The organism is Microbulbifer sp. A4B17, assembly GCF_003076275.1.
Classification (GTDB): domain Bacteria; phylum Pseudomonadota; class Gammaproteobacteria; order Pseudomonadales; family Cellvibrionaceae; genus Microbulbifer.
This window is the reverse complement of sequence record NZ_CP029064.1, coordinates 630,807-657,316: the sequence shown is the minus strand read 5'-3', so window position 1 is coordinate 657,316 and position 26,510 is coordinate 630,807. Positions and strand designations below refer to the sequence as shown.

25 protein-coding genes are annotated in these 26,510 nt (G+C 54.4%); 9 read left to right on the top strand and 16 right to left on the bottom strand.

Annotation, left to right across the window (positions count from 1 at the left end; all coding sequences use genetic code 11):
- Window positions 1–272: 272 nt before the first annotated feature.
- The 6 genes from ispH to murJ all read right to left on the bottom strand — a co-directional run bounded on the left by ispH (window position 273) and on the right by murJ (window position 7,762).
- Window positions 273–1,205: a 4-hydroxy-3-methylbut-2-enyl diphosphate reductase gene (gene ispH, locus BTJ40_RS02980; protein ID WP_108731701.1), complete on the bottom strand. Its 933-nt coding sequence runs from the start codon at window positions 1,203–1,205 to the stop codon at window positions 273–275.
- Between the two features lie 43 nt (window positions 1,206–1,248).
- Window positions 1,249–1,689: a peptidylprolyl isomerase gene (locus BTJ40_RS02975; RefSeq protein ID WP_108731700.1), complete on the bottom strand. Its 441-nt coding sequence runs from the start codon at window positions 1,687–1,689 to the stop codon at window positions 1,249–1,251.
- Window positions 1,690–1,695: 6 nt separating this feature from the next.
- Complete coding sequence (gene lspA, locus BTJ40_RS02970; RefSeq protein ID WP_108731699.1) at window positions 1,696–2,223, bottom strand: signal peptidase II; 528 nt, start codon at window positions 2,221–2,223, stop codon at window positions 1,696–1,698.
- A complete protein-coding gene (ileS, locus tag BTJ40_RS02965; RefSeq protein ID WP_108731698.1) occupies window positions 2,216–5,020 on the bottom strand; it encodes an isoleucine--tRNA ligase in 2,805 nt (934 codons plus the stop codon). Before ileS ends, lspA begins: the two co-directional genes overlap by 8 nt.
- A gap of 51 nt (window positions 5,021–5,071) precedes the next feature.
- Entirely contained in the window at window positions 5,072–6,052 is a 981-nt protein-coding gene (gene ribF / locus BTJ40_RS02960; RefSeq protein ID WP_238152115.1) for a bifunctional riboflavin kinase/FAD synthetase, read from the bottom strand.
- A 99-nt stretch (window positions 6,053–6,151) separates the two neighbouring features.
- Entirely contained in the window at window positions 6,152–7,762 is a 1,611-nt protein-coding gene (murJ, locus tag BTJ40_RS02955) for a murein biosynthesis integral membrane protein MurJ (protein WP_108731696.1), read from the bottom strand.
- A 174-nt stretch (window positions 7,763–7,936) separates the two neighbouring features.
- Here murJ and BTJ40_RS22100 point away from each other — a divergent pair, with 174 nt between their 5' ends.
- The 5 genes from BTJ40_RS22100 (at window position 7,937) to rpsT (ending at window position 12,287) form a co-directional block, all read left to right on the top strand.
- A complete protein-coding gene (locus tag BTJ40_RS22100; protein ID WP_157953867.1) occupies window positions 7,937–8,110 on the top strand; it encodes a hypothetical protein in 174 nt (57 codons plus the stop codon).
- Window positions 8,111–8,229: 119 nt separating this feature from the next.
- Complete coding sequence (locus BTJ40_RS02950; protein ID WP_108731695.1) at window positions 8,230–8,916, top strand: OmpA family protein; 687 nt, start codon at window positions 8,230–8,232, stop codon at window positions 8,914–8,916.
- Between the two features lie 211 nt (window positions 8,917–9,127).
- Entirely contained in the window at window positions 9,128–9,817 is a 690-nt protein-coding gene (pdsR, locus tag BTJ40_RS02945; RefSeq protein WP_108735148.1) for a proteobacterial dedicated sortase system response regulator, read from the top strand.
- A gap of 35 nt (window positions 9,818–9,852) precedes the next feature.
- The gene (locus BTJ40_RS02940) at window positions 9,853–11,877 is read left to right on the top strand and encodes an ATP-binding protein (protein WP_108731694.1); all 2,025 of its coding nucleotides are present in this window, start codon (window positions 9,853–9,855) and stop codon (window positions 11,875–11,877) included.
- Between the two features lie 143 nt (window positions 11,878–12,020).
- Window positions 12,021–12,287, top strand: a complete 267-nt coding sequence (rpsT, locus tag BTJ40_RS02935; protein WP_108731693.1) for a 30S ribosomal protein S20 — start codon at window positions 12,021–12,023, stop codon at window positions 12,285–12,287.
- A 67-nt stretch (window positions 12,288–12,354) separates the two neighbouring features.
- Here rpsT and proB read toward each other — a convergent pair whose 3' ends face one another.
- From proB to rplU, 4 genes are all read right to left on the bottom strand, one after another.
- Complete coding sequence (gene proB / locus BTJ40_RS02930) at window positions 12,355–13,491, bottom strand: glutamate 5-kinase (protein WP_108731692.1); 1,137 nt, start codon at window positions 13,489–13,491, stop codon at window positions 12,355–12,357.
- Window positions 13,492–13,561: 70 nt separating this feature from the next.
- Complete coding sequence (gene cgtA / locus BTJ40_RS02925) at window positions 13,562–14,770, bottom strand: Obg family GTPase CgtA (RefSeq protein ID WP_108731691.1); 1,209 nt, start codon at window positions 14,768–14,770, stop codon at window positions 13,562–13,564.
- Between the two features lie 189 nt (window positions 14,771–14,959).
- The gene (gene rpmA / locus BTJ40_RS02920) at window positions 14,960–15,217 is read right to left on the bottom strand and encodes a 50S ribosomal protein L27 (RefSeq protein WP_073277572.1); all 258 of its coding nucleotides are present in this window, start codon (window positions 15,215–15,217) and stop codon (window positions 14,960–14,962) included.
- Window positions 15,218–15,234: 17 nt separating this feature from the next.
- Window positions 15,235–15,546 (bottom strand): 50S ribosomal protein L21, encoded by a 312-nt coding sequence (gene rplU / locus BTJ40_RS02915; protein ID WP_108731690.1) that lies wholly within the window; start codon window positions 15,544–15,546, stop codon window positions 15,235–15,237.
- Between the two features lie 250 nt (window positions 15,547–15,796).
- Between rplU and ispB the strand changes: the two genes are divergently transcribed.
- The gene (gene ispB, locus BTJ40_RS02910; RefSeq protein WP_108731689.1) at window positions 15,797–16,759 is read left to right on the top strand and encodes an octaprenyl diphosphate synthase; all 963 of its coding nucleotides are present in this window, start codon (window positions 15,797–15,799) and stop codon (window positions 16,757–16,759) included.
- A gap of 271 nt (window positions 16,760–17,030) precedes the next feature.
- Window positions 17,031–17,660, top strand: a complete 630-nt coding sequence (locus BTJ40_RS02905) for a hypothetical protein (RefSeq protein ID WP_108731688.1) — start codon at window positions 17,031–17,033, stop codon at window positions 17,658–17,660.
- 85 nt (window positions 17,661–17,745) lie between these two features.
- On the opposite strand, the gene BTJ40_RS02900 is transcribed toward BTJ40_RS02905, so the two are convergent.
- Both BTJ40_RS02900 and galU read right to left on the bottom strand, forming a co-directional pair.
- On the bottom strand, window positions 17,746–19,092 hold the full coding sequence (locus BTJ40_RS02900) for a phosphomannomutase (protein WP_108731687.1): 1,347 nt from the start codon (window positions 19,090–19,092) through the stop codon (window positions 17,746–17,748).
- The gene (gene galU, locus BTJ40_RS02895) at window positions 19,089–19,940 is read right to left on the bottom strand and encodes a UTP--glucose-1-phosphate uridylyltransferase GalU (protein ID WP_108731686.1); all 852 of its coding nucleotides are present in this window, start codon (window positions 19,938–19,940) and stop codon (window positions 19,089–19,091) included. Before galU ends, BTJ40_RS02900 begins: the two co-directional genes overlap by 4 nt.
- Window positions 19,941–20,257: 317 nt before the next feature.
- Here galU and fabA point away from each other — a divergent pair, with 317 nt between their 5' ends.
- Window positions 20,258–20,782 carry a 3-hydroxyacyl-[acyl-carrier-protein] dehydratase FabA gene (gene fabA / locus BTJ40_RS02890; RefSeq protein WP_108731685.1) on the top strand — a complete coding sequence of 175 codons (525 nt, stop codon included), beginning with the start codon at window positions 20,258–20,260 and terminating at the stop codon, window positions 20,780–20,782.
- Window positions 20,783–20,849: 67 nt separating this feature from the next.
- Window positions 20,850–22,073: a beta-ketoacyl-ACP synthase I gene (gene fabB / locus BTJ40_RS02885; protein WP_108731684.1), complete on the top strand. Its 1,224-nt coding sequence runs from the start codon at window positions 20,850–20,852 to the stop codon at window positions 22,071–22,073.
- A gap of 59 nt (window positions 22,074–22,132) precedes the next feature.
- On the opposite strand, the gene BTJ40_RS02880 is transcribed toward fabB, so the two are convergent.
- The 4 genes from BTJ40_RS02880 to BTJ40_RS02865 form a co-directional block, all read right to left on the bottom strand.
- Window positions 22,133–22,981 (bottom strand): sugar nucleotide-binding protein, encoded by an 849-nt coding sequence (locus BTJ40_RS02880; RefSeq protein WP_108731683.1) that lies wholly within the window; start codon window positions 22,979–22,981, stop codon window positions 22,133–22,135.
- 15 nt (window positions 22,982–22,996) lie between these two features.
- Window positions 22,997–23,620, bottom strand: coding sequence for a single-stranded DNA-binding protein (gene ssb, locus BTJ40_RS02875; protein WP_108731682.1), 624 nt, complete (start codon window positions 23,618–23,620; stop codon window positions 22,997–22,999).
- 172 nt (window positions 23,621–23,792) lie between these two features.
- On the bottom strand, window positions 23,793–24,944 hold the full coding sequence (locus BTJ40_RS02870; RefSeq protein ID WP_108731681.1) for an MFS transporter: 1,152 nt from the start codon (window positions 24,942–24,944) through the stop codon (window positions 23,793–23,795).
- A gap of 90 nt (window positions 24,945–25,034) precedes the next feature.
- Window positions 25,035–26,441 (bottom strand): mannose-1-phosphate guanylyltransferase/mannose-6-phosphate isomerase, encoded by a 1,407-nt coding sequence (locus tag BTJ40_RS02865; RefSeq protein WP_108731680.1) that lies wholly within the window; start codon window positions 26,439–26,441, stop codon window positions 25,035–25,037.
- Between the last annotated feature and the right edge of the window lie 69 nt (window positions 26,442–26,510).

The window sequence follows — 26,510 nt, the reverse complement described above, 5'->3', positions numbered from 1 at the left end:
TTCTACATCATAAAAAGAGTAAACCTATTGCTCTCTGAAGTATGCAATCAGACAGTATAAAATTCACACAAAAAAAGACCTGTTTCATCGTTCACAAACAATGTGAAAGCAAAGTGAAAACTCAGTTCTCGGATTCGTTCTATCTGCGTATATATACCAGTTTACAGGGAGCAGGTAAGCGATGGGATCGATAGTTTTGCCGCTTGCCGACAAACGGATTGAGGGGAGCGATAAGTGGGCTAGTCAGAGCCGGAAGGGGGTAGAGCTGCTGATTAGCGCAGCTCTTTAGGTAGGGAGAAACGTATATTCTCAGCCCTTCCATCCATTTCTTCAGGAAGGCTTGCACCTAGTTGTTGCAGCCGGTGAATCACTCCTTGCACAAGAACTTCAGGCGCCGAAGCTCCAGCAGTAATTCCAATCGCCGACTTACCTTTTAGCCAATCAGCATCAATATCATCCGCACCATCAATCAACTTGGCATCAGCGCCACAGCGCTCTGCAAGTTCTCGCAAACGATTGGAGTTAGAACTATTTGGACTACCGACAACAAGAACCAGATCGCTTTCCAAAGCTAGCTGTTTCACGGCATCCTGGCGGTTCTGAGTTGCGTAACAAATATCATCTTTACGAGGCCCACGGATTTCAGGGAAACGTACTCTCAGAGCGTCAATTACTCGAGCGGTATCATCCATGGATAGAGTTGTCTGGGTAACATAGGCGAGATTGCTCTCGTCTTTAACAGTTAAGTTGGCAACATCCTCTTCGTCTTCGACCAGGTAAATGGCACCACCAGCAGAGTTATCATACTGTCCCATTGTGCCCTCCACTTCCGGATGCCCGGCGTGGCCGATAAGTATGCACTCGGCACCGTCTGTGCTGAACTTGCTCACTTCAATATGCACCTTGGTAACCAGCGGGCAAGTAGCATCAAATACTCGCAGGCCTCGCTCTTCAGCTTTGCGCTGCACAGCTTTTGAAACACCGTGTGCACTGAAGATAACGATAACCTCATCGGGCACTTCATCGAGTTCATCGACAAAAACTGCGCCGCGCTCTTTCAGGCTCTCCACCACAAACTTATTGTGTACCACTTCATGGCGGACATAGATTGGAGCACCAAATACATCCAGGGCGCGATTTACAATATCAATTGCCCGGTCAACACCGGCACAAAAGCCCCGGGGGTTAGCCATTCGGATTTGCATGTCTACTTCAGTACTCTACTTGCTGCAAAGGGGGAACCCGACCCTATTGGATCGAGTCCACCGCAATAATTTTTACATGGAAATTTAAGGTTTGACCGGCCAACGGATGGTTAAAATCGACAGTAACATCATCCTCACCAATCTCACTGATTACTCCAGGAAGCTCGCCACTGCCATTATCAAAAGAGACTACCAACCCGCGTTCCAGCTCCATATCGGGAGAAAAAGTATCCCGCCTTACCTTTTGCAGGTTTTCCGGGTTACGCTGGCCAAATCCTATCTCTGGCGGTATCTCGATTTCGGCTTCATCACCCGCCTTCAAACCAAAAAGCGCCTTTTCAAAACCCGGCAGTAAACTGCCATCACCAACACTGAAGCAAGCGGGATCACCTTTGAAGGTTGAATCCACTTCAGTACCATCGTCCAATTTAAGGCTAAAATGCAGTGTCACCCGGCAGTGCTCACCGATAACGGCATTACTCATAGTTCGTTAAACTTCCACGTTATTTTTTGCTTTGCCACTATCTTTTTCTGCAAAAAAAAGTAGCTCAATAACCAACATTGCTGCGCCGATACTAATTCCCATATCCGCAACATTGAATACCGGGAAGTGCCAGTTGCCGTAATAAACCGAAATAAAATCTCTTACATAGCCCAGCAGCACGCGATCCCACAAGTTGCCCAAGGCTCCCCCCAGAATCAGCGCCAGGGCACAGGGCTCCCAGCGCTTTGTTGCCGGCAAACGCCATAGCCAAACACTGACAACAACGCTAAATACAAAGGCAATAATTCCGAAAAACCACCGCTGCCACCCCCCAGCATCAGATAGGAAGCTAAAGGCAGCACCGTAGTTTTCCGCATAAGTAAATTGCAGCAAGCCGGGAATAATTTGCATCGACGGGCCGTGCATAAACATATCCACAGCCCAGACTTTGCTGGCGACATCGAGGGCAACCACTACCAGCGCCAGCCAATACCAGCGCCAGGGGTGTCCCCATAAAGGGTTGGAATTAGGCATAGTGCCTTACCTCTCCTTCACCTGCGACATTCTCTACACAACGCTCACAAATATCCGGGTAGTCCACATTTGCACCTACATCAGCACGGTAATGCCAGCAGCGCGCACATTTGGGGTAATCCACTTTGCTTACGCTGACTTTCAACCCTTCCAGTTCTGTGGATTCTGCACCAGCAGCATCGCTGAGCGGCTGAACAGAAGTGGAGGAACAAATCAATACAAAGCGCAGCTCGTCTTCGAGCTCCAGGAGCTTTTCGCGCAGGTCATCTTCGGCGAACAGAGTCACCGCCGCTTGCAGGGAGCCGCCAATAGCACCGGCTCCACGCTGCTCTTCAAGCACCTTGTTTACTGCAGTTTTTACTTCGGCGATGGCAGCCCAATAGTCCGCACCTTTAACCGAGTCTGCGGGCAGCTTCGGCAGCGAATACCATTCTTCAATAAAGATGCTGTCCGCTTTGGCACCGGGAATAAACTGCCACAGTTCTTCTGCGGTAAAGCTCAGGATAGGCGCAATCCAGCGAACAAATGCCTGAACAATATGATAGAGGGCAGTTTGCGCAGAGCGGCGTGCAGTACTGTCCTCTTTGGTGGTGTACTGGCGATCCTTGATGATATCCAGGTAGAAACCACCCATTTCCACGACACAGAAGTTATGTAACTTCTGATAGATCTGGTGGAACTGGTAGTTATCGTAAGCCGCGATAATTTCATCCTGTAGACGCGCAGCCTTATCCAGCGCCCAGCGATCCAGCGCCAGAAGTTCACTCTCCGGCAACAAATCTTTTTCCGGGTCAAACCCAGCCAGGTTGGACAGGAAGAAACGAGCCGTATTGCGCAGGCGACGGTAAGAGTCCGCTGTGCGCTTCAGGATCTCATCGGAAACCGCCATTTCACCACTGAAGTCAGTGGCGGAGACCCAGAGGCGCAGTACATCTGCACCCAACTTATTTATCACATCCAGTGGCGCAACGGTATTGCCGATGGACTTGGACATTTTCCGTCCCTGTGCATCTACTGTGAAACCGTGAGTCAACACTTGCTTATAAGGGGCACAATCGTTGATGGCGATAGAGGTCTTCAGTGAAGACTGGAACCAGCCTCGGTGCTGATCAGAGCCCTCAAGGTACAGATCTGCCGGGAAACGCAGGCCGTTGCGGCGCTCCAGTACGGCGTAGTGAGTCACACCTGAATCGAACCAGACATCCAGGGTGTCGGTTACCTTTTGATATTGGTCTGCTTCATCTCCCAGGAGCTCCTGCGGGTCCAGGTCAAACCAGACATCCATACCCTTGGCATCGACCTTTTCAGCCACTTTGTCCATCAAAGCGGGGGTGTCCGGATGGATTTCATGGGTCTCTTTGTGAACAAACAAAGCGATGGGCACGCCCCAGGTGCGCTGGCGGGAAATACACCAATCCGGACTACCATCGAGCATGGCATCGATACGAGCCTTGCCCCAACCGGGGATCCACTGAACTTCATCCGCAGCCTTCTGTGCATTCTCCAGAAGGTCATTCTGCTGCATGCTCACAAACCACTGCGGAGTCGCACGGTAAATAAGCGGCGTCTTGGTGCGCCAGCAGTGGGGGTAGCTGTGCTCCATCTTACCCTGGTGCAGAAGTACTCCGCGCTCCTGTAACAAGGCCACAATTTTGTCGTCCACCTTGTAGACGTGCTCACCGGCGAACAGCGGTACCATATCGCGGTATACGCCATTGTCATCGATATAGTTCAGGGTATCGATGCCGTAGCGCTTGCCCACCTGGAAGTCATCGGGACCATGGTCCGGCGCAGTGTGTACACAGCCTGTACCTGCATCAGTGGTGACATGGTCGCCGAGGATCATCGGCAATTGCTTCTCGTAGAAAGGATGGTTTAGCTTCAGGTGCTCCAAGGCGGCACCGCGAATACGGCCTACCACTTCACCTTCGAGCCCCGCCTTCTCCAATACGGCATCTTTGAGTGCTTCGGCAACGAGCAATCGGCGCTCAGCCGTTTGCACCACAACATATTCCAGCTCAGCATTGACAGAAACCGCTTGGCTGGAAGGAAGCGTCCAGGGGGTTGTAGTCCAGATAACAACAGATAGGGGGCCTTCACCCGCGTGTCCACCTGCCGCATCGGCGATAGCCAGGGATGTCTCTTCCGTCGCCGGATAGCAAACGTAAATGGAGTAGGAGGTTTTATCCTGATACTCCACTTCCGCTTCCGCCAGGGCTGATCCTCCCACAACGCTCCAGTACACGGGCTTGAAACCCCGTGCCAAATGGCCATTTTTGACCACTCGTCCAAGCGCTCGGATGATATCGCCTTCAAATTGGAAATCCATGGTGCGGTAGGGGTTGTCCCACTCACCGAACACCCCCAGGCGAATAAAGTCTTTCTTCTGTCCGTCCACCTGCTTGGCTGCGTACTCGCGACACTTCTGGCGGAAAGTTTTGTGATCCACCTTTGCGCCAGCCTTGCCAATCTTTTTCTCGACGCGGTGCTCAATCGGCAGGCCGTGGCAATCCCAGCCCGGCACATAGGGGGCGTCAAAACCGCTCAGGGTTTTCGACTTGATAATAATATCTTTGAGAATCTTGTTGACCGAGTGACCTATGTGAATATCCCCGTTGGCGTAGGGAGGACCGTCGTGCAGGATAAACTGCTCGCGCCCCGCCCGCGCTTCGCGGATTTTTTCGTAGAGCTTGGTTTCCTGCCACTTCTTTAAAATAGCCGGCTCGCGCTGGGGCAGATTGCCGCGCATAGGAAAGTCGGTCTCAGGCAGGTTTAAGGTCACTTTATAATCAGTCATTGGATGTCTACTTCAGCTCTAGTAGAGAATAATTCATCGTCTATACACCGGTTAGTGCCCCTTAGGGTTTTGCACAAACCAGTCTTTAGCATCGTCAATATCCTGAGCGATGCGGGCTTTGAGGATTTCCAGGGAGGCAAACTTCTCTTCATTGCGAAGTTTGTGGCAAAACTCTACTGCTAGTTCTTTCCCGTAGAGGTTGCCATCAAAATCAAACAAGTTGACTTCCAGTAGTGGCCGGGCGCCCTCTCCCTCAACTGTTGGGCGAAACCCCACATTGGCAACACCGTCAATTTCCGGCCGCCCAGCTGCGAGTTCACTTCCATTCGCGGCCTTGGTGCGAACGGTGTAAACGCCAACCAGCGGAGAGCGGTAGCGGTGCAAACGCACGTTGGCTGTGGGAGCACCCAGTTGCCGGCCCAAGGCGCGGCCGGGGGCAACCCGTCCGGTAATACTGTAAGGGCGTCCGAGTAAGGCCTCGGCCAACTCAAACTCGCCCCGCTGCAAGGCTTCGCGAATGCGGGTGCTGCTCACCCGGGCTCCGCGAATCTCAAGCGTAGCCGTGTCTTCCACCGTGAATCCATTTTCGGCCCCGGCGCCCTGAAGGAATTGATAATCGCCACTGCGATCACAGCCGAAGCGGAAATCGTCTCCCACCACCAAATGGCGGATTCCAAGGCCGTCCACCAGAATACGGCGCACAAAGGCATCGGCACTCAGGTTGCGCAGTTTCTCGTTAAACTGCAGGCACAGCACCCGGTCGGCACCAGCATCAAATAGCGCCAATACCTTCTCTTTAAAGCGCATCAGACGCGCGGGCGCCCTTTCCCCAGAGAAGAACTCATGTGGCTGGGGCTCAAAGATAATCGCCACCGAGGGCAGATCATGTTCCTGCGCGCGCTGCTTGAGCTGCGCAATAATCGCCTGGTGACCGAGGTGTACACCATCGAACGAGCCGATTGTCGCCACGCTTCCCCGGTGGCGGGGGCGCAGGTTGTGCAACCCGCGAATTAGTTCGCGCTCCTGGGCCAAAGCGATTTTCCCATCCTCATAAAATCGAGCCGCACAGTATAGCGGATTCCCACTGGGCGGCCAGAGGCCATATTTATCCAGATATGCCCACTTAATAAACTAACTTGTGGCGCGGAAGTGGCGGGGGCGCAATCCCGAAACCAGTAAAACGGACAGATAGGTCGCTCCCCCCGCAGCTACGATCAGACCCATACGCCAGGCACGGTCATACCAGGCCCATTCACTCCACTGTGACCACAAGTGCAGGGCCCCGAGCAAAATCGCTACCATCGCCAAATTCGCCAGAAGCAACCTTACCAGGTAAGTGCCCCACCCAGCCTCAGGTTTATAGACATCATCTCGACGCAGGCCCTTATAGAGCAACCAGGCGTTAATAGCGGCCTGACAAGCCGTAGCCAGTGCCAGGCCCATATGGCCGAGTTTGAAGTAGTAGTTAAGCGGTATCACAAACAGCAGGCTCAACACCATTTTGGCCGAGATAGCAATTAAGCCAAAACGCACTGGGGTATAGGTGTCCTGGCGGGCAAAATAGCCCGGCGCCAGCACTTTAATCAGCATAAACGCCAACAGCCCCATGGCATAAGCGCGCAGGGACCAGGCGGCCATTTGCATATCGCGCGGCTGCATCTGCCCATACTGAAAAAGGGTTGTCAGGAGCGGCTCAGCCAGTACCACCAAGGCTACAGAAGCGGGCAGGGAAATTAGCGTGACACTGCGCAAAGCCCAGTCGAGGGTATGACGGAACCGGCGAGGGTCTCCATCAGTGTGCTGACGCGACAAGCTCGGCAGAATTACCGTGGCCACTGCAACCCCAAACACTCCCAGGGGCAGCTCGGTGAGGCGGTCGGAAAAATAGAGCCAGGAAACACTGCCGCTGGGCAGGAATGAAGCCAGCAGGGTGTCCATCACCAGGCTGATCTGGGTCACTGACACACCAAAAATCGCCGGCGCCATCAGGCGTAAAATTTTACGCACTCCTTTGTGCTGCCAATCCCACTTAGGGCTAGGCAGCAAACCTTCACGAGCGAGAAAAGGCAGTTGAAACAGCAGCTGCACCACCCCCGCAACAAAGACACCCCAAGCCAGCGCCATAATTTGCGGATCAAACCAGCTGGTAGCAACAGTCGCCGCAGCAATCAAAACCAGGTTGAGCATCACCGGGGTTAGCGCCGGAATCGCAAAACGATCGAAAGTATTGAGTATTGCCCCGGTAAATCCCGCCAGGGAAATCAGCATTAAATAGGGAAAGGTGATCTGCAACATATCGGTAGCGAGATCGAACTTCTCACGCTCACTGCCGTCCCACCACCAACCAAAAGCAAAAATACCCGTAACTAGTGGAGCGCAGAGAACACCAAACAGAGTAACCAACAAAAGTACGCCGCCAAGGGCGCCCGCAACCCGATCATTTAACTCTCGCGCAGCCGCCTTACCGCCCTTTTGGCGGTATTCGGCCAGTACCGGCACAAAGGCCTGGGCAAATGCACCTTCGGCAAATAGACGGCGAAAAAAGTTGGGAATCTTGAATGCGACAAAAAAGGCATCGGCAGCATCACCCGCACCGGCAAAGCGGGCCAGCGCCACATCGCGAACCAGCCCGGCCACTCGCGACAGCATAGTGGCAGCACCGACCACGGAGCTGCCCCGCAGCAATCTGGAAGCACCAGATTTTTCGACTGCCTGTTCCTGAGCTGGGGATGACTGCGACAAAACTCGGACTCCTGGCGAAAGTTGAAACTTGTTGGCCGGCAAGTCTACCCCAAAACCTGGGGATATATGGGCTCCTCTACAGAGCTGAGGCCCTGCGACTGCGGGACCGCGAGCCTATACTAAGAGCGAGCTAGTCGCGCCACCCAAGGAGCTGGTGGTGCGGAGAGAAAAGGGATGACCATTAGTGCTTTGATTATTGCCCTGGTTCTGGCAATTGTGCGGTACATAGCAGCTGTTGATGGCCCCAGCCCCGTCTGTCCATCCACCCCTGCTATAACTGCGGTCGCCCAGCCCCTTCCAGCTTCTGAGCTGGGTTTCGGAGCGATCGCCATATTTCGCCACAATTGAGCCGCAGTTGGTCATAGCTGCGCCACGCCAGCGCCTCCTTGGAGCTTTTTAATAACACTCAAACGGGCCACAACAGAACAGGCCCAAACGAGTAAGAAAAGCCGCTAAGGAGCAGAACAATGAAAAAAGTAGTGATGGCCGTCGCCCTGGGTTCTCTGATTGCCACCGGAGCCCACGCTAAGGAACAAAACGAATCCAATTTGACTCCGGCCAAGCAGGCCTCAGTCTTTACCGGCTCTGCAATTGCCGGTGCAGCATTGGGTGGGCCCGTTGGCTTTATCGCCGGAGCACTCGGCGGAGCCTGGCTCGGAGAGCAGATCAAGCAAGCAGACGAGGCAGATATGCTGGCAACACAACTGACAGAGAGCCGTGCAGAGCTCAGCAACCTGGCACAGCAATTGGATGCGGCTCAACTGTCCGCGAACGACGCCAGCCAACTGGCCCTGGATTCACTGCAATTCCAAATGCTGTTTACCACTGGGGAGGACGAGCTTCAGGAGGGCCAAATGCACCAACTGAGTGCCATGGCTGACTTCCTAAAGCGCCACCCCCACCTGCAAATTCACCTGGAGGGACACGCAGATCCTCGCGGCAGCGACGGCTACAACAATGTACTGTCCGATCAACGCGCCCTGAGTGTGGAAGAGGCTTTGGTATCGCTGGGAGTTGATGCCTCAAGAATCAGCCGCAGCGCACTCGGCTCCACCTACTCCCAGGCAGCCCGAGGCGATGTAGACGCCTACGCCATGGAGCGCCGCGTCGACATCCGCTTCTCCCTTCCGGAGTCCATGGCGGGAAACTTCTGAGTTAAAGGGGCACGGCGGACAACAAATCCGCATATCCCTTCGCCTTCAAGCCGCACTACATAAGCGTGAGTGGATCGCAAATCCACTCACGCAACTCCAAGCTGATAGAAACCCTGTTGTATTTGCGGGCGCCTTGCGCCCGCCTTTTTGCCTAACCCCTGCAACTTCGTGCATGATTCTCCGCCAGAAAGGAATTAAGTCGGGATTTGTCATGAGTGCAACCATCGCCATTGTCGAAGATGAACGCGCTATCGCAGAAAACTACCGCGATGCTTTGCGCCGCCACGGTTACCGGGTCGATTTATACAGCGCCAGGATTGAGGCCATGGATGCTTTTCGCCAGCGGCTGCCGGACCTGGCCGTGATCGATGTTGGCCTGGGCAGCGAGGTGGAGGGCGGTTTTGAGCTCTGCCGGGAATTGCGCGCTATGGCACCGAGCCTGCCAATATTATTTCTCACCGCCAGGGACTCAGAGCTGGATATTATTTCCGGACTGCGCCTGGGGGCTGATGATTACCTCACCAAGGATATCTCCCTACCCCATATGCAGGCGCGAATTAACGCCCTACTGCGCCGCGTTAGCGTGCTGCGAGATCAAAACGATGAAGGCGAGAGCTTAACTCAGGGAAAGCTATGGCTGGATATTTCCAGGCTCCATTGCCATTGGGATGAGCAACCCGTGGACCTGACCGTGACCGAATTCTGGATTGTCCACGCCCTGGCCAAAAGGCCCGGTCACGTTAAATCCCGCAGCCAACTTATGGAAGCGGCCCGCGTAGTGCTGGATGACAACACCATCACCTCTCACGTCAAAAGAATCAGGCGCAAGTTCCAGGCGCTGGACACCGAATTTAATGCCATAGGAACCGCCTACGGCATGGGGTATCGCTGGCAGCTGTAAACCGCCATCGGGCGAACAATTTCAAAAATTTAAGTATGAACCTACGCCGCCAACTCTTGCTCGTCAGCCTTGTCGCACTCACCCTGCCCTGGGCCGGCTGCCAGTACCTCCGCCAGGTGGACGCCGCCCTAGCGCAAGGCCAGATTCAGGCAATTGAAGCAACTGCGGCGGCAATTGCCGCGCGCTTGGCCAGCGCCCCCCAGCTTATCGCCCCGGATCCTCAGCGCCTATCGCGCCCACCAGGGGCTCAGCTCTACCTGAATCCCCTATCTCAAGCTCCGAGAGTCGACGGCTATGGCGATGAGTGGCGAGCGCAGCAACTTGAGCCCAGAACCCTTGAGGACGGGCAGCTATCCCCTATGGCCCAGGTGACGCTGGGGCAACTGGATAAGCAAGTCTACCTGCTTCTCACTGTTTCGGACTCAACTCCCGCCTACCGGGATCCCCGCACAGGCCTGATCGCTGGTGGTGACACCGTAGAGCTGTTTACCGCTGACCAGCACTATATCCTGCCCGTCGCCAGCCAGGGGGCCGCCAGCGCCTTGTGGCACAACCCTAGAGAGGGCCGCTACGAGCGCGAGCTGCGTTTCAGGGGCCGATGGACTACTTCTGGTGCCGGTTACCAATTGGAGCTGGCTCTACCACAAACCCTAACCGGTGGAGCCCTCGCTATCCGTATTCACGACAGGGCAAACAGCAGTGGCTCCTCACCGACTCGCAGCGCCAGCACACTTCCGGCAGATGGTCACCCAGGACGCTTGGTAAGCCCTCTGCCAGACCTTCAAAGAGAACTCGACCACTTTGCGCGCCCTGGACTGCGCCTCGCAGTAGTGGACAGCGAGGGGTTTCTTCTTGCCAGCAACGGACAACTACACCTTACAGATTCCGAAAGCGATTCGTGGCTGAGAGACTGGGCTTATCGCAAATTGCTTTCCAGGGGGGATTTGCCACAGCTGCCGGAAAATAGCTTGCCTCTTCCGACACCTGACAGCCGTGGCCCCCAGGAGCAATGGTATTCAGGGCCGCTGCAATCCCGAATTGGTGCGGTGAGTGTGCCCGTTATCACTCGGGTCGACGAAGTGGTTGAGCGGCCACTTCTGGGGCAGGTCCTCGTCCTGCAATCTGGCGAAGCGATGCAATCAGTCACCGAGGGAGCAGCCCACCGGTTGTGGTTGATCAGCTGCGCCGCAGCCGCAACCGCCCTGCTCTTCCTTTTGGGCTACGCCAGCTGGCTTTCCTGGCGCGTGCGCAAGCTACACCAGGCCGCCCGCAACGCAGTAGATTCCAGCGGCAAACTGCGCGGCAACTTTCCCCATTCAAAGGCAGGCGATGAACTGGGAGACCTAAACCGAGCCTTCGCCAGCCTGCTCGCAGAACTGGACCAATATCACCAGTACCTGCGCACTCTCGCCAGTAAGTTGTCACACGAGCTACGCACACCGCTGGCAGTGGTTCGCTCGTCCCTGGATAACCTCGCCGCCGGGGAACTCGACGACCACAGCCGCCGCTATGCAGGGCGGGCTATGGATGGCAGTGCAAGGCTGTCGGGGATTCTCAACAGTCTTTCCGCAGCCAGCAATCTTGAAACCAGCATCCACCAAGCGGAGCGGGAGCCTTTCGACCTGGCAGACCTGCTTGAAGTCATGACACAGTGCTATGGCGATGCTCACAGTGAACACCAATTTACTCTGAACAAACCCACTGGGGAGCTAGCCTGCCACGGCGCACCGGAGTTATTGGCTCAATTGCTGGACAAGCTGGTGGATAACGCTTGCAGCTTCGCCCCACAAGGCAGTGAAATTTGCCTGTCAGTGGCAATAAACAGAGAAATGTACCTGATCACAGTAGGCAATGACGGCCCTCTGCTCCCGGAAGGTTACGCTCACAAGCTATTTGACTCTCTCGTTTCTGTGCGCGACCAAGGCGATAATGCCGGCCACCTGGGGCTGGGACTGCATATCGCCAAGCTGATCGCAGACTTCCACGGTGGATCATTAAAAGCCCGAAACCGCAGCGAGGGCAGCGGTGTAGAGTTCAGCCTGGAGTTGCCGACCGGGTAACCGCCGTTGTGGATTAACAACATATCTGCACCGAGATGCCCGCTATGGTTGACAAACAACCAACTGTGGGGATAATGTCGCGTCCCGATCGGGCCCCAGGGCCTGTTAGTTACAGATTTATAGATTCCAGACAGGAGCAACCGGTGGCCAACTCACCTCAAGCGAAGAAACGCGCGCGCCAGAACGACAAGCGCCGCATGCACAACGCCAGTCTGCGCTCCATGGTGCGCACCTACATCAAGAAGGTAGTTGCGGCCATCGATGCCGGCGATGCGGAAAAAGCAAAAACTGCGTACGCAGAAGCAGTTCCCGTTATTGACCGTATGGCAGACAAAGGCATTATTCACAAGAATAAAGCCGCTCGTCATAAGAGCCGTCTGAACGCTCAGATCAAAGCTCTGGCCGCCTAAACCCTTAGGCAGCAGACACAAAAAAGCCCCGCATTGCGGGGCTTTTTTGTATTCGAAACTTGCCAATTTAGAGCAGGATCAGGTTATCGCGGTGAATCAATTCATCGTCATCCCGATACCCTAAAAGGTCGGCAAACTTCTCCGATGACTGCCCCAGAATCCGACCACTCTCACTACTGTCATAATTGACCAGGCCCCGCGCTATCTCGCGACCTTCAGCATTCCTGCAAGACACCAGATCCCCCCGCCTGAAACGCCCTTCAACAGCGGTAACCCCCACCGGCAACAGACTGCTACCACTCCCAGTCATAGCCGCCTCGGCACCGGCATCCACTAACAGGGTTCCGCGCACCTGCAACTGCCCCGCGAGCCAGCGCTTACGCGCCGCCAAGGGGTCTGCCTCTGGCAGCAACAGGGTACCCAGCTGCTCGCCGGCACAGACTTTATCTATCACCGCCTCCAGGGCGCCGCCAGCGATCACTGTGCGAGCCCCTGAGCGCGCTGCCAGCTGCGCTGCGCGCACCTTGGTGGTCATACCACCACGACCCAGACCGCTGCGGGAATCCCCCGCCATCTCCAGCAGCTTGGGATCAAGCGCAGATGCCTCACTAATTAATTCTGCTTCGGGATTATCGCGGGGATCTTCAGTAAACAGCCCATCCGCATCTGTCAAAATTAGCAGCGCATCTGCCTCAACCAGATTTGCAACCAGGGCCGCCAGGGTATCGTTGTCGCCGAAACGTATCTCATCAGTCACTACCGTGTCATTTTCATTCACGATAGGCACAGCCCCCAGTGACAGGAGCGTCCGCAAGGTGCTGCGAGCATTCAGGTAGCGAGTGCGATTGGAAAGGTCATCGTGATCCAACAGGATCTGAGCGCTGCGAATATCAAAGCACCCAAAAGCCTGCTCATACACCTGCACAAGGTGGCTCTGCCCCACAGCGGCAGCCGCCTGCAATTGGTGGATAGACTCGGGCCGGCGACACCAACCCAACCGGTCCATTCCGGCCGCAACAGCACCGGATGAAACCAGAACAACTTCGATCCCTCGACGGCGCAAATCAGCCATCTGTGCAACCCAGGCAGAAATGGCAGCGGTATTCACACCTCGACCATTATCTGTCAGAAGGGCGCTACCAATTTTTACCACCCACCGCTGGGCCTTGGTCAACGCCTGCCGGGACACTGTTGCGGAGTCCATGCTTCCCCCTCAGGACAAGATAACTATTGAGCGAGCCAGGCGAACTCAGCAACTGCTCGCTCCACACAATTTAAGAGCGATACTCAACATCCACATCGTGGTCGTCGTCATCATCCCAATCCTCGTCGTCATCCACCTGCCCCTTGGCCGCTTTGCGCTTGGCGCGATGACTCTCTCTCAACTCTTCGATTCGCTCGCGAGCTTCGCGCTGCATTTGGCGCTGCGCTTCCAGCTCCGCCACAGCCAAGTCGGGATCTCGCTCCTCAATTTCCTGGCGCTCTTCCAGGTAATCCATCAAGCGTCCACCGAGGGCATCGGTACCCTCTTTGCGAATAGCTGCCACACGGAACACAGGCCCCTCCCAGCCCAGAGCATCCACTACCGCCTGACAGCGCTCTTCCAGCTCCGCAGCGGGAACCAGGTCGGTCTTGTTCAATACCAGCCAGCGCTCACGCCCAGCCAGTGTCGGGCTAAAGGTGGACAACTCACGCTCAATGGCTCGGGCATTCTCTACCGGATCAGAGCCATCAAAGGGAGCCAGGTCAACCAGGTGCAACAAAACACGACAGCGAGTTAAGTGCTTGAGGAAGCGAATCCCCAGGCCCGCCCCTTCGGCTGCACCTTCAATCAGGCCGGGAATATCTGCAATCACAAAGCTGCGATGCTTCTGAACCTGCACCACCCCCAAATTTGGTACCAGGGTGGTAAAGGGGTAGTTGGCCACTTTCGGTTTGGCCGCAGAGACGGCGCGAATAAACGTGGATTTACCCGCATTGGGCAGTCCTAACATGCCCACATCTGCCAGAACCTTCAGCTCGAGCTTGAGACTGCGCATCTCACCCTCAGTGCCGTGTGTGGTCTGACGCGGCGCACGGTTAGTACTGGACTTGAATCGGGTATTACCCAGGCCGTGGAAGCCTCCCTGGGCCACCAGCTGACGCTCACCGGCTTCGGTCATATCGCCGATAGTCTCGCCGGTATCCGCATCAATGATCGTGGTGCCCACCGGCACCTTAAGGACCAGGTCCTCACCCTTGGCGCCAGTGCAGTTGCGCCCCCGACCCGGCTGGCCACTCTCGGCGGCGTAGCGGGGCTGGTAGCGATAATCCACCAGGGTGTTCAGGGAATCATCAGCTTCCAGGTACACGGAGCCGCCATCGCCGCCGTCACCGCCATCCGGGCCACCCTTCTCAACAAATTTTTCCCGGCGAAAGCTCAGGCAGCCATTGCCGCCCTTGCCTGCCTGCACAGAGATGGGCGCCTCATCGACAAACTTCATAATCACTCCACCGCCACAGCGGTTGTCTCATCCGGTGCGCAGATGCGCGCACTATCATCATACCAGCCGACAAGCCGCCTCCTGTGGGCAACTGCCACCCTAACTTCCCGTCGCGGTCTTTTTGCGACTTTTCCAACAAAAAAGCCCCGCAATAGCGGGGCTTTTTATGAAGCTTGGGCTAATGACCGCTTAAGCAGTTTCGATAGAAACGAACTTGCGGTTGTTGGGGCCCTTAACTTCAAACTTCACAACGCCGTCCGCAGTGGCGAACAGGGTGTGGTCTTTGCCCATACCAACGTTAACACCGGCGTGGAACTTGGTGCCACGCTGACGAACGATGATATTGCCTGCTGCTACAGACTGGCCGCCAAAGCGCTTCACGCCCAGGCGTTTACTCTCGGAATCGCGACCATTTCGCGTACTACCGCCAGCTTTCTTATGTGCCATGAGTCGTTACTCCTCTCTTATGCCTTGATGCCAGTGATTTTAACTTCGGTGTACCACTGACGGTGGCCCTGGCGCTTCATGGAGTGCTTACGACGACGGAACTTGATGATCTTCACCTTCTCGCCGCGGCCGTGGCTTACCACTTCAGCAGTTACTTTAGCGCCATCTACAACAGGAGCGCCAATGTTGATCTTGTCGCCATCGACAACCATGAACACTTTATCAAAATCGATGGATTCGCCAGTTGCTACTTCCAGCTTCTCCAGGCGAAGTACTTCGCCTTCCTCTACACGGTGTTGCTTGCCACCGCTCTCAAAAACAGCGTACATATTTCTATGCTCCGGTAAGGACGACACGAAGCAGCGGGAGGACCAGTAAGTCACTGCTCCGCATTTCGGGAGCTTGCGCCGTGTGTTTAACATCTATTCGCCAAAAGGCCCGCAGACGACCCAATAGCCGCAAAGAGCCCGCAATTGGCGGGGCGCAGATTCTAATCAATTCGCCGGGTTGATACAATAGCGCCCCTTCGCCTTCCGGCCCCCCGGGAGGCCTCTGTCTAGTCGTATAAGGAACTCTCACATGCTGCCTTTTCACCGGGTCGCCGCCGAAGACTTTGCTGCGGTTAACCAGCGCATTCTCGATCAACTGCACTCGGACGTTCCCCTGGTGGAAAATATAGGTCACTACCTGGTCGAAGCCGGAGGCAAGCGCCTGCGCCCACTACTGGTACTGCTTTGTGCCAAAGCTTGCAGCTATCAGGGTGAGAACCATATCGATCTCGCCACAATTATTGAGTTTATTCACACTGCTACCCTACTGCACGACGATGTTGTAGACACCTCTGACATGCGCCGCGGCCGCCTTACCGCCAATGCCAAGTGGGGCAATGCGCCCAGCGTACTCGTGGGAGATTTCCTCTATTCCCGCGCCTTCCAGATGATGGTTGCCCTGGAAGACATGAGCATCATGGCAATACTCTCAGAGACCACCAACACCATCGCAGAGGGTGAAGTACAGCAGTTGGTCAACGCCGGTGATCCCGCGGTAAGCGAAGAGAATTACTTCACCGTTATCCACAAAAAGACCGGCGCACTGTTTGAAGCCGCCTGTGAAACCGCGGCCGTATTAGCCAACTGCTCAAGTAAAGAGCAAACTGCACTGAAACTCTACGGCCGACACCTGGGGCTCGCCTTCCAGTTGGTTGATGACGCTCTCGACTATCGCGGCAATTCAGAAGAACTGGGTAAGAATGTTGGTGATGACCTGGCGGAGGGCAAGCCGACCCTGCCCTTGATCTACACCATGGCCAACGGCAGCAAGGACCAGGCACTGCTGGTGAGAACTGCAATTGAACAGCGCAGTGCAGAGAAGCTCAGTGAAATAGTAGAGGCCATTGAAGCCTGCGGTGCACTGGACTACACCATGGATCGTGCCCGGGCCGCTGTAGAAGACGCCAAAAAGCAGTTGGCCTTTATGCCCGAGAGCGAACAGAAAACCGCCCTGCAGCAATTGGCGAGCTTTGCTATAGAGAGAAACGTCTAAAAGTATATGTTGCCCGAGCTATAGTCACGGCTCGGGCAGTGTCGACATCTCCAACAAAATATAAAATAAAGCACTCCCCCTTACCCGCATCACTATTTCACAACCATAAAAAGGCATTCCTGACCAGCGACTTAGCTTTATTCATATCTATTTTCCATCACCTGCACAGTTTTAGGTACGATTGTTTTGCTTGCAATTTTAAGCGCCAACATCGATTCCTCTGGTGCCAAAAGTGACAAGCCAAAAATTATTGGCATAGAGAGACCAGGATATGAAAAGCTCTACTGCGCTTTACCAGCTAAAGAATTACCCAGAGATATTCCTAGGAAGCAATCTAGTAAAAATAACCGGTACAAAGAAGACCGGAATTATGGGTTATCAATTCGGGACCTACACCATGAACATGGGCGCGTCCGGCGACGATAAACCCAATGAATTATTTGCTTTTGATCCAAACGGGACCTTTATCGAAGATCCACAGACAACTAAAGTTCACCATATCCGCATGATTGACTGGGACGAAGACCTCTCCTTAGATCGTATTGAGCCATATCAAATGCGAAGCGGTGCCGACATTATGATTACCGGGCAACTCAGTGACTGCTGCTTCTGCATTGGCGGACACAACGCAAACATGCCGGTCGTTGCCCACATTCGTCCAAGGAAAAAGCAGGGGCTTAATGGACTAGCCACCCACAATGCCATTATCAACCGAGGGAAGTTCTGGGTTTTTGGCGGAGTTCAAAAGTCTCTTGGACGTTCAGCCCTGAAACCCCACCATCACGCCTATACAGATTACGCCTCTGTTATTGGGGTGCGAGTCAAGAATCAGTGGCAAATCTATTCTCAGCATCTAAAAACTCCCAAAGGACCAATTCAAGCCGTCACCCGACTCCTGTAAGCCCTTCTTAAACAACAATGGCTCAGGTAAGCGCACATACTAAAAAGCCCTGCATTTGCAGGGCTTTTAAAATCGAAAGCAGATATCAACCTATTAGCTGAAGAATCTCCTCTGTTTTTTCCCGCATTAACACCTCATTTCCCCGGGATTCAACATTCAAGCGGACGACTGGTTCAGTATTTGACATACGCAAATTAAAACGCCACTCGGGGTAAGCGATGCTCAACCCATCCACGTGCTCAACGCTGTCAGCTGCAGGTCCATACTTTTCCTCTGCCGCCTTTAACAGTGCTGCAGCATCCTGAACCTTTGAATTAATCTCTCCCGAACATGGGAAAGCAGCCATGCGTTCACCAACAAGCTGTGACAGCGATTTACCACTGCGACTTACCAACTCAGCGACCAATAACCATGGAATCATACCGCTATCGCAGTAGGCAAAATCCCGGAAATAATGGTGCGCACTCATTTCACCGCCATAAATGGCATCTTCCTTGCGCATACGCTCTTTAATAAAGGCATGACCAGTTTTGCTCTGCACCGGCTCTCCACCAGCAGCGCGGACAATATCCTCGGTATTCCAGAGCAGGCGTGGATCATGAACAACTTTGGCTCCGCTGTTTTTTGCCAGGAAAGCTTCTGCCAGCAAGCCAACAACATAGTAACCTTCAATAAAATCACCACTTTCATCGAAGAAAAAACAGCGATCAAAATCACCATCCCAGGCTATACCAAAATCAGCGCCGCTTGCCCGCACTGCCTCGGCAGTAGAATTGCGGTTTTCTGGCAAAATTGGGTTGGGAATACCGTTGGGAAAGTTGCCGTCGGGCTCGTGGTGAACTCGCACAAACTCAAACGGCAGGTGTGGAGCCAGCGCATCAACTACCGCCCCTGCACCACCATTACCAGCATTAACCACCAATTTTAATGGTTTCAATGCAGTATTATCGATATACCCCAATAAGTGCTGCACAAAATCAGCACGGTGTTCAAAGCGCTGCAAAGTGCCTCTTTGCTCAACCGGAGCAAAGTTGTTTTCTTCTGCCAAGCGCTTGATATCCAGTAGACCGGTATCACCACTGATTGGACTACTGCCTGCACGTACAAACTTCATGCCGTTGTAGTCCATAGGATTGTGACTAGCAGTAACACAAATACCGCCGTCAAAGTCCCCATGGAAATTGGCAAAGTAGACTTCTTCTGTACCACACTCGCCGATATGGAAAACATCGGCACCCGCATCTCGCAATCCATTCACCAGTGCATCAGTCAGCTCACCACTGGTAAGCCGAATATCATGCCCAACAACTACTCGACGAGCATTCAGGAACTGGGCAAAGGCACGCCCCACTCGATAGGCAACATCGGTATTAAGTTCATCGGGAACACGGCCGCGAAGGTCATAAGCCTTAAAGCAAGTCAGCTCACTCACTTGCTTTTCTCCTCAGCAGCCTGCTCTGGCAAATACACATTCTCATAAACGTGGTTAGTAGCATCGATAAAGCCCTCTACAGAGCCACAATCATAGCGGCGACCTTTGAAGGCATAAGCTAATACACAGCCCTGTTGAGCTTGCGCCATCAGCGCATCGGTTATCTGGACCTCACCATTTTTGCCTGGCGGGGTATCGCGGATCAGGTCAAAGATATCCGGTGTCAAAATATAGCGACCGATAATTGCCATATTACTGGGGGCATCTTCCGCTGCGGGCTTCTCAACCATATTGGTAACTTGGTACAAGCCGGGCTTAATCTCGTTACCACCGATCACACCAAACTTATGAATCTGCTCCTTCGGTACTTCCTCTACAGCAACAATACTGCAGCGAAACTGCTTATATAGCTGAACCATTTGCCCCAAAACGCCTATATCTTCATTCAGACAAAGGTCGTCAGCCAATACGACGGCAAACGGCTCGTCGCCAACCAGACGGTGTCCCTGCAAAATGGCATCGCCGAGGCCTCTCATTTCACCCTGGCGCGTATAAGAAAAGCTCGCTCTATCGATCACTTTCCGCACTGAGTCCAGGTAACGCTCTTTACCAGTACCAGCAATCTGGTGTTCCAACTCAAAGTTAGTATCAAAGTGGTCCTCAATTGCACGCTTGCCTCGCCCTGTGACAAAACCGATCTCGGTGAGTCCTGCCTCTATAGCTTCCTCAACGCCATACTGAACCAGTGGCTTATTCACTAACGGTAACATTTCTTTCGGCATTGCCTTAGTGGCAGGAAGAAAACGAGTGCCGTAACCGGCAACAGGAAATAGGCATTTCTTGAGCATTCTGCTCCCCCAATCAATTTAAAACAGCGCACCCCGCGCAGGGCAGGCAACGTATCATAGCGTCGTGGCGCGAGCACTTACACACGATAACGTTAAACTTGGCCCAAAATGTGAATTTCCCCGAGGATAAACACCGAAACTATCAGAATATATTGGGGAATTAATACGCTAAAGAGATGGTATTTGTGAAGACAATTTTCGCGCCAGTCACAAAAAGCGCCTTGACCGACTGGACAAGCGACACACAGCCCTTAGAATGCCCGATCTTGCAAAAGTGTCCAATCTCAATTGCATAACCACCCACTAACGGGGAAATGATGAGTAATTTTGTACAAAAAAGTGAGTATACCAGAGAGGAGCTTCTGACCTGCTCCCGTGGCGAGATGTTCGGCCCAGGCAACGCCCAGTTGCCGGCTCCCAATATGTTAATGCTTGATCGCATAACCCATATATCTAAAGAAGGGGGCGCCTTCGGCAAGGGAGAGCTGATCGCTGAGCTCGACATTCACCCCGATCTATGGTTTTTCGACTGCCACTTTCCTGGCGACCCTGTAATGCCCGGTTGCTTGGGTCTGGATGCCATGTGGCAATTACTGGGCTACTTCCTAGCCTGGAAAGGAAATCCCGGCCGCGGTCGCGCACTGGGCTGCGGGGAAGTTAAATTTACTGGCCAGATCCTCCCCACCAGCAAAAAGGTGACTTACCATATCCAAATGAGCCGGATTGTTGAGCGCAGGCTTGTTATGGGTATTGGCGACGGCAGTGTCTCAGTGGATGGAAGGGAAATTTACACCGCTAAGGATCTTCGCGTAGGCTTATTTACCCGTACGGATAATTTTTAAACTCGTTTAAGACTAAAACCGGTAGAAACCATCAGTCCTCTGCCGACAAGCTATGCTGGAGATCACTATGCGTCGGGTCGTCATTACCGGAATGGGTATCACTTCCTGTATCGGTACCAATACTAAAGAAGTCACCGAGTCACTAAAATCTGGCCGAAGCGGCATTCGCTTCCAAGAAGAGTACAAGGAACTCGGCCTGCGCAGCCAGGTGGCCGGGCCTGTGGACATCGATTTCAAGGAGCATATCGATCGCAAGCAATTGCGTTTTATGGGCGACTCCGCGGCCTATGCGTACATAGCCATGCGAGAAGCTATTGATATGTCTGGCCTCGAAGAGACCGATGTTTCCAACCCGCGTACAGGCATCGTAATGGGCTCTGGGGGTACATCTACCCAACAGATTATTGACGCCGCACATACCCTGAAAGAAAAAGGCGTGCGCCGCGTTGGCGCCTACCGCGTTCCTCAGGTAATGGGTAGCACCGTATCTGCATGCCTAGCTACCCCCTTCAAAATTAAGGGGGTCAATTACAGTATTTCCTCAGCCTGTGCTACCAGTGCCCACTGTATTGGCCACGGAGCCGAGTTAATCCAGATGGGTAAACAGGATGTTATCTTTGCCGGCGGCGGTGAAGAACTCGCATGGAGTCTCACCCACCTGTTTGATGCTATGGGAGCCCTATCGAGCAAATACAACGACAATCCATCTCATGCCTCTCGACCCTACGATGCAGATCGCGATGGTTTTGTGATCGCTGGCGGCGGTGGCTGCCTGGTACTCGAGGAAATGGAACACGCCCTGGCTCGCGGTGCGACCATCTATGCGGAGCTGACCGGTTACGGCGCAACTTCCGATGGTTACGATATGGTTGCCCCAAGCGGTGAAGGCGCCGCCCGCTGCATGCAGCAGGCTCTGGCCGGTATGGACGGCAAAGGGCTGCAGGGTAGCGTGGACTATATCAATACCCACGGCACCTCTACGCCTGTAGGCGATATCGCCGAGTTGAAGGCCATGCGTGAAGTCTTCGGAGATACAGTTCCGGCATTCGCCTCTACCAAATCTCTGACAGGGCACTCGCTGGGAGCTGCAGGGGTTCAGGAGGCCATTTACAGCCTGCTGATGATGCAGAATAACTTTATTGCTGCATCAGCCAATGTAGAGAACCTCGACCCCGCTGCGGAAGGCATGGACCTTGTCCGCCAGCTGCGTGAGACTGAAGTCAAACGGGCTATGTCCAATAGCTTTGGTTTTGGCGGAACTAATGCCTGCCTGATATTCGATAAAATCTAATCGAAATAAAAAGGGCGCCTCGCGGCGCCCTTTTTATTGACTGCACAACAGAAATCAAACTATTCCGGAGTTGCGTGCAGGCGCTCCAACCACAGCTCAACCTGGCGCGTCAGCCCCTGCCTCCAGCTACGCTGCTGAACACCAAAGACATCCCGCAGCTTGCCACAGGAAAGCACAATGCTGCGATCCTGCTTTTCAGCCTCATCCCCTAGTGAAGTAAATTGAGCAAAGCGCTCTTCATCGTAAAAAGCCTGGGCGCGTTCGACTACCTCCAAGGCAAACTCCATCGCTGTGCAACTATCAGAGCTACCGTAGTGATAAACGCCTCCTGCCTTGGCCCCGCTAGCGAGCTGCTGGGCAACCGCCACTGCGACACGAGCCATATCCACCACTGTTACTGGGTTGCCACTGTTCCTTCCATCCAGGGCTAAAGGCTCCCCAGACACAAAGTTGCGTAAAATACGCCCTAACAAGGCATCCTGACCACTGTCCACCATCCAGCCAAAACGCAAAATCGTCAGGTTTTGCAGCCCATTAAAGGCATCTTCGCAGGCCAGCCATTCGCGTCCACTCGGGGACTGTGGTTCTGCGGGCTCATCCTCGTCATAGCGGCGGCGCTCACCGCCAGAAAAAACTTGGTAGGATGAGAGGTGAATAATATGTTCACAGGGTGCAGCACAAAGCCGCTTACTCACCAGCAGTGACTCCGGCATGCCTCGATTGTCGGCACAGGCTGAAGCATTAATCACAATCGAGCCCGGCCTCAATTGATCGATTTCCCCGGGAGCCAGCTGCTGTAAGCGAAAGCCCGCGCGCTGCAGTCTCTTCTGCAGCGCGCCATCAATCTCATTACCTGCTGTGATAATGGCGACGGTATCCGGCATATAACCTGTATTCAATTCAGACACTGGAAAACCCAGTTCTTAGAACGGAATGTCGTCATCGAAGCTATTATCGAAGCCACCGGCAGGACCCTGGTTTGGCTGTTGCTGGGGCTGCTGGTTAGCTGGTGCCATCGGTGAGGGAGCGGTACGCCCCTGTCCGTATGCCTCCTGGCCGCCCTGCTGCTGGTAGCCACCCTGGAAACCGCCGCCCTGTTGGTCAAAACCGCTGGGACCACCCATCGGCTGGCCGCCACCCATCTGACCACCTGCGGCAGCGCCCATTCCAGCGCCACCCATACCCTGACCAAAGCCGCCCTGCTCACCGCGACCGTCCAACATCTGCATTTCGCTGGCAACGATTTCAGTAGTGTAGCGATCCTGGCCGGAATTTTTGTCCTGCCACTTACGGGTGCGTAGGGAGCCCTCTACATAAACTTTGGCCCCCTTGCGCAAGTACTCGCCGGCGATCTCAGCCAGGCGGTTAAAAAATACTACTCGGTGCCACTCAGTGCGCTCCTGCTGCTGGCCAGTCTGCTTGTCTTTCCAGCTCTCACTGGTAGCCAGGCTGATGTTGGTAACAGCACCGCCACTAGGCATATATTTGGTTTCCGGGTCATTCCCCAGATTACCGATCAGAATTACTTTATTAATACCCCTGGCCATGGCCCTCTCCTCTCGTCAACCCGGGCTCCACCCGGGGCAATAAACTATTTAAACAATCAATTAATCTATCAAGTGTTATGAAATACCGTCAGCGCTGCATTGCACCATTGGTAAATATTGTATTTTTATCCAGTAGGATACAATAGCGGCTCAGTGTTAGTAAGCGCTACCTTCACGCTCTCTCGCGCAAACCCCACCACAGCAACATCCATAGCAGCAGCACAGCCAAACCCAGAGCAGCAACTGCGGAAGCGCCCCCCAGACCGAACAGCAGGCCACCCAGGCTACCGCCGACAAAGGTGCCAAAGAACTGTAAAGTCGCATAGAGCCCCGTAGCTGCACCTCTCGCTTCCGCCGGAGCCTTCCTGGTTAGCTGCGCCGGCAGCAGGGCTTCAAGCAGGTTGAAACCGGTGAAGAACACTGCCAGTAAGACTACCAGCACCCAGGTGCTTGCAGACAACAAGGCCGCACTGCCACCGATCAAAGCTAAACAAGCAAAATTAAGCGCGAAAGGCACCCGATCACTTTTCTCTGCCGCCCTCATCATTGGCAACATCACCAGGAAGGTGCCGAGCATTAGCGGCCCATACAGTTTCCAGTGTTCGCTCGCCGGCCAATCCAATCTATCGACCAGCACCAGCGGCAAGGCAACGAACAATGCCGTGAGCAACAAGTGGGAAAAAAAGGCCCCGGAAACCAAGCGCCATACAAGGCCGCTTTTAACTACAGTATGAAAACCACTGCCATAAACTGCCGGGCGACGCGCTGCCTCAGGAGCAGGCACGACCCGCCACACCAAGAGGCCGCCCAGTAAAGCCAATCCAGCAGTGACCCAGAAAATCGCAGGTAAACCGCCGACTCCCGCCAGAGCGGGCCCAAGGATCACTGCCAACATAAATGCGATACCGATTGACGCTCCAATAATCGCCATCGCAATACCCCGCTTTTCATCGCGGGTTAAATCTGCAACCAACGCCATCACAGCAGCGGCAATCGCACCACACCCCTGTAGCACCCGCCCCACGATAAGGCCGTAAACCGAGTCGGTCAGCGCAGCGATAACACTGCCCAGGGCAAATAGTGCAAGGCCGGTATAAATAACCGGCTTGCGCCCCCAGCGATCGGACAGGAGCCCCAGAGGAATTTGGAGTATCGCCTGACTCAGGCCATAGGCACCCATTGCCAGCCCCAGCAGCATGGGCGTGCTATCGCGATAGCCCTCGCCGTACACAGTGAGAACCGGCAGGACCATAAACAGGCCCAGCATACGAAAGACATACAGGGAAGCCAGCCCACCCAGGGCGCGGCGCTCAATGGAATTCATGCAAATCCCGGAACAGCATCAAATAGGGCGCGCATTGTACAGTGAGCCGCCTCCCGGCTGTAGGGGAAACAGCACAACTTTTATCCACAACTAGTTACGACCGTACTCATCATCGAGGCGGACAATGTCGTCCTCCCCGAGATAACTGCCGGATTGCACCTCAATCAGCTCCAAGGGAATCGTACCGGGGTTCTCCAAGCGGTGGACCACCCCCAGGGGAATATAAGTCGATTGGTTCTCGGTGATCAGGACCTCTTCTTCACCTCGGGTAACCTTGGCGGTCCCCTGCACCACAACCCAGTGTTCAGCGCGGTGGTGATGCATTTGCAGGGATAACTGCTGGCCCGGCTTCACCACGATACGCTTCACCTGAAAGCGTGGACCCGCATCAATCGAGTCGTAATAGCCCCAGGGCCTATATACCTTGCGATGCCTTTGGGCCTCACTGCGGCCAGTGCTCTTAAGGTTACTGACCAGTTTTTTGACTTCCTGGACCCGTTGCCGGTCAGCGATCAGAAGCGCGTCGTCAGTATCAACAACAACCAGGTCGGATACACCGAGAAGGCTGACCAACCGGCTCTCACCACGCACCAGGCAGCGCTGGGAGTCTTCGAGCAACACATCGCCCTGGAGCAAATTGTCATTGGCATCGCGTTTTGCCAACTCCCACAGCCCCTGCCAGGAGCCTACATCGCTCCAACCCGCATCCATAGGTACAACTGCAGCGGATTCAGTCGGCTCCATTACTGCGTAATCCACAGACTCATCTGCGCAGGCTGCAAAAGCCTCTCTATCCACCCGGGTAAAATCCAGATCCCTCGCGGCACTCTGATAGGCACTGCGGCAGGCTGCGAGAATATCGGAACGGTACCGCTCCAACTCCTCCAGATAGCGGGAGGCGCGGAACAGGAACATGCCACTGTTCCACGAGTATTCCCCGGATGCCAGGTAAGACTCAGCGGTTTCAGTGTCCGGCTTTTCGACGAACTCCGCCACTTTCCAGGCAGTTTCCGCCAATTTATCCCCGCGCCGAATGTAGCCGTAGCCGGTCTCCGCCCGGGTCGGCACAATGCCAAAAGTGACCAGATGTCCCTGCTCTGCCAGGGCTCGAGCCGACTCTACAGATTCCTGAAAGTTTACCTCGTCGGAAACGGCGTGGTCTGCCGGTAATACCAGCAGTAAAGGATCAGTGCCGGACTCCAGTGCTGCCAGGGCAGCCAGGGCGATAGCCGGTGCAGTATTGCGCGCGCAGGGCTCCAGTAAAATGGACTGAGCACCGTGGCCGATTTCCTGCAATTGCTCGGCGGCGGCAAAGCGATGCTCTTCATTGCATACCAGTATCGGCGCCTGTAGTGGCTCAATGCCCTCCAGGCGCCTTAAAGTTGCCTGTAACATCGTCTCACCACCAATAAGGGGTAGGAACTGTTTAGGGTAGGCCTCACGCGAGAGTGGCCACAGGCGCGAGCCAGTGCCACCACAGAGAATCACAGGAATCATCGAATGCTATCTGCCTGAATGTCGGGTATTGCGAAAGACAATTTTCGCACATCAGGTGGCGAGTTTATA

Bases quoted from the DNA above. Each gene is read 5' to 3' on its own strand.
- BTJ40_RS22100 (WP_157953867.1), top strand. From the start codon at position 7,937: ATGACCATTAGTGCTTTGATTATTGCCCTGGTTCTGGCAATTGTGCGG.
- BTJ40_RS02870 (WP_108731681.1), bottom strand. From the start codon at position 24,944: ATGAATTCCATTGAGCGCCGCGCCCTGGGTGGGCTGGCTTCCCTGTAT.
- BTJ40_RS02975 (WP_108731700.1), bottom strand. From the start codon at position 1,689: ATGAGTAATGCCGTTATCGGTGAGCACTGCCGGGTGACACTGCATTTT.
- proB (WP_108731692.1), bottom strand. From the start codon at position 13,491: ATGGACTCCGCAACAGTGTCCCGGCAGGCGTTGACCAAGGCCCAGCGG.
- fabA (WP_108731685.1), top strand. From the start codon at position 20,258: ATGAGTAATTTTGTACAAAAAAGTGAGTATACCAGAGAGGAGCTTCTG.
- rpmA (WP_073277572.1), bottom strand. From the start codon at position 15,217: ATGGCACATAAGAAAGCTGGCGGTAGTACGCGAAATGGTCGCGATTCC.
- ssb (WP_108731682.1), bottom strand. From the start codon at position 23,620: ATGGCCAGGGGTATTAATAAAGTAATTCTGATCGGTAATCTGGGGAAT.
- cgtA (WP_108731691.1), bottom strand. From the start codon at position 14,770: ATGAAGTTTGTCGATGAGGCGCCCATCTCTGTGCAGGCAGGCAAGGGC.
- ileS (WP_108731698.1), bottom strand. From the start codon at position 5,020: ATGACTGATTATAAAGTGACCTTAAACCTGCCTGAGACCGACTTTCCT.
- BTJ40_RS02865 (WP_108731680.1), bottom strand. From the start codon at position 26,441: ATGATTCCTGTGATTCTCTGTGGTGGCACTGGCTCGCGCCTGTGGCCA.
- ispB (WP_108731689.1), top strand. From the start codon at position 15,797: ATGCTGCCTTTTCACCGGGTCGCCGCCGAAGACTTTGCTGCGGTTAAC.
- ispH (WP_108731701.1), bottom strand. From the start codon at position 1,205: ATGCAAATCCGAATGGCTAACCCCCGGGGCTTTTGTGCCGGTGTTGAC.
- lspA (WP_108731699.1), bottom strand. From the start codon at position 2,223: ATGCCTAATTCCAACCCTTTATGGGGACACCCCTGGCGCTGGTATTGG.
- pdsR (WP_108735148.1), top strand. From the start codon at position 9,128: ATGAGTGCAACCATCGCCATTGTCGAAGATGAACGCGCTATCGCAGAA.
- BTJ40_RS02940 (WP_108731694.1), top strand. From the start codon at position 9,853: ATGAACCTACGCCGCCAACTCTTGCTCGTCAGCCTTGTCGCACTCACC.
- rplU (WP_108731690.1), bottom strand. From the start codon at position 15,546: ATGTACGCTGTTTTTGAGAGCGGTGGCAAGCAACACCGTGTAGAGGAA.
- galU (WP_108731686.1), bottom strand. From the start codon at position 19,940: ATGCTCAAGAAATGCCTATTTCCTGTTGCCGGTTACGGCACTCGTTTT.
- fabB (WP_108731684.1), top strand. From the start codon at position 20,850: ATGCGTCGGGTCGTCATTACCGGAATGGGTATCACTTCCTGTATCGGT.
- BTJ40_RS02950 (WP_108731695.1), top strand. From the start codon at position 8,230: ATGAAAAAAGTAGTGATGGCCGTCGCCCTGGGTTCTCTGATTGCCACC.
- BTJ40_RS02905 (WP_108731688.1), top strand. From the start codon at position 17,031: ATGAAAAGCTCTACTGCGCTTTACCAGCTAAAGAATTACCCAGAGATA.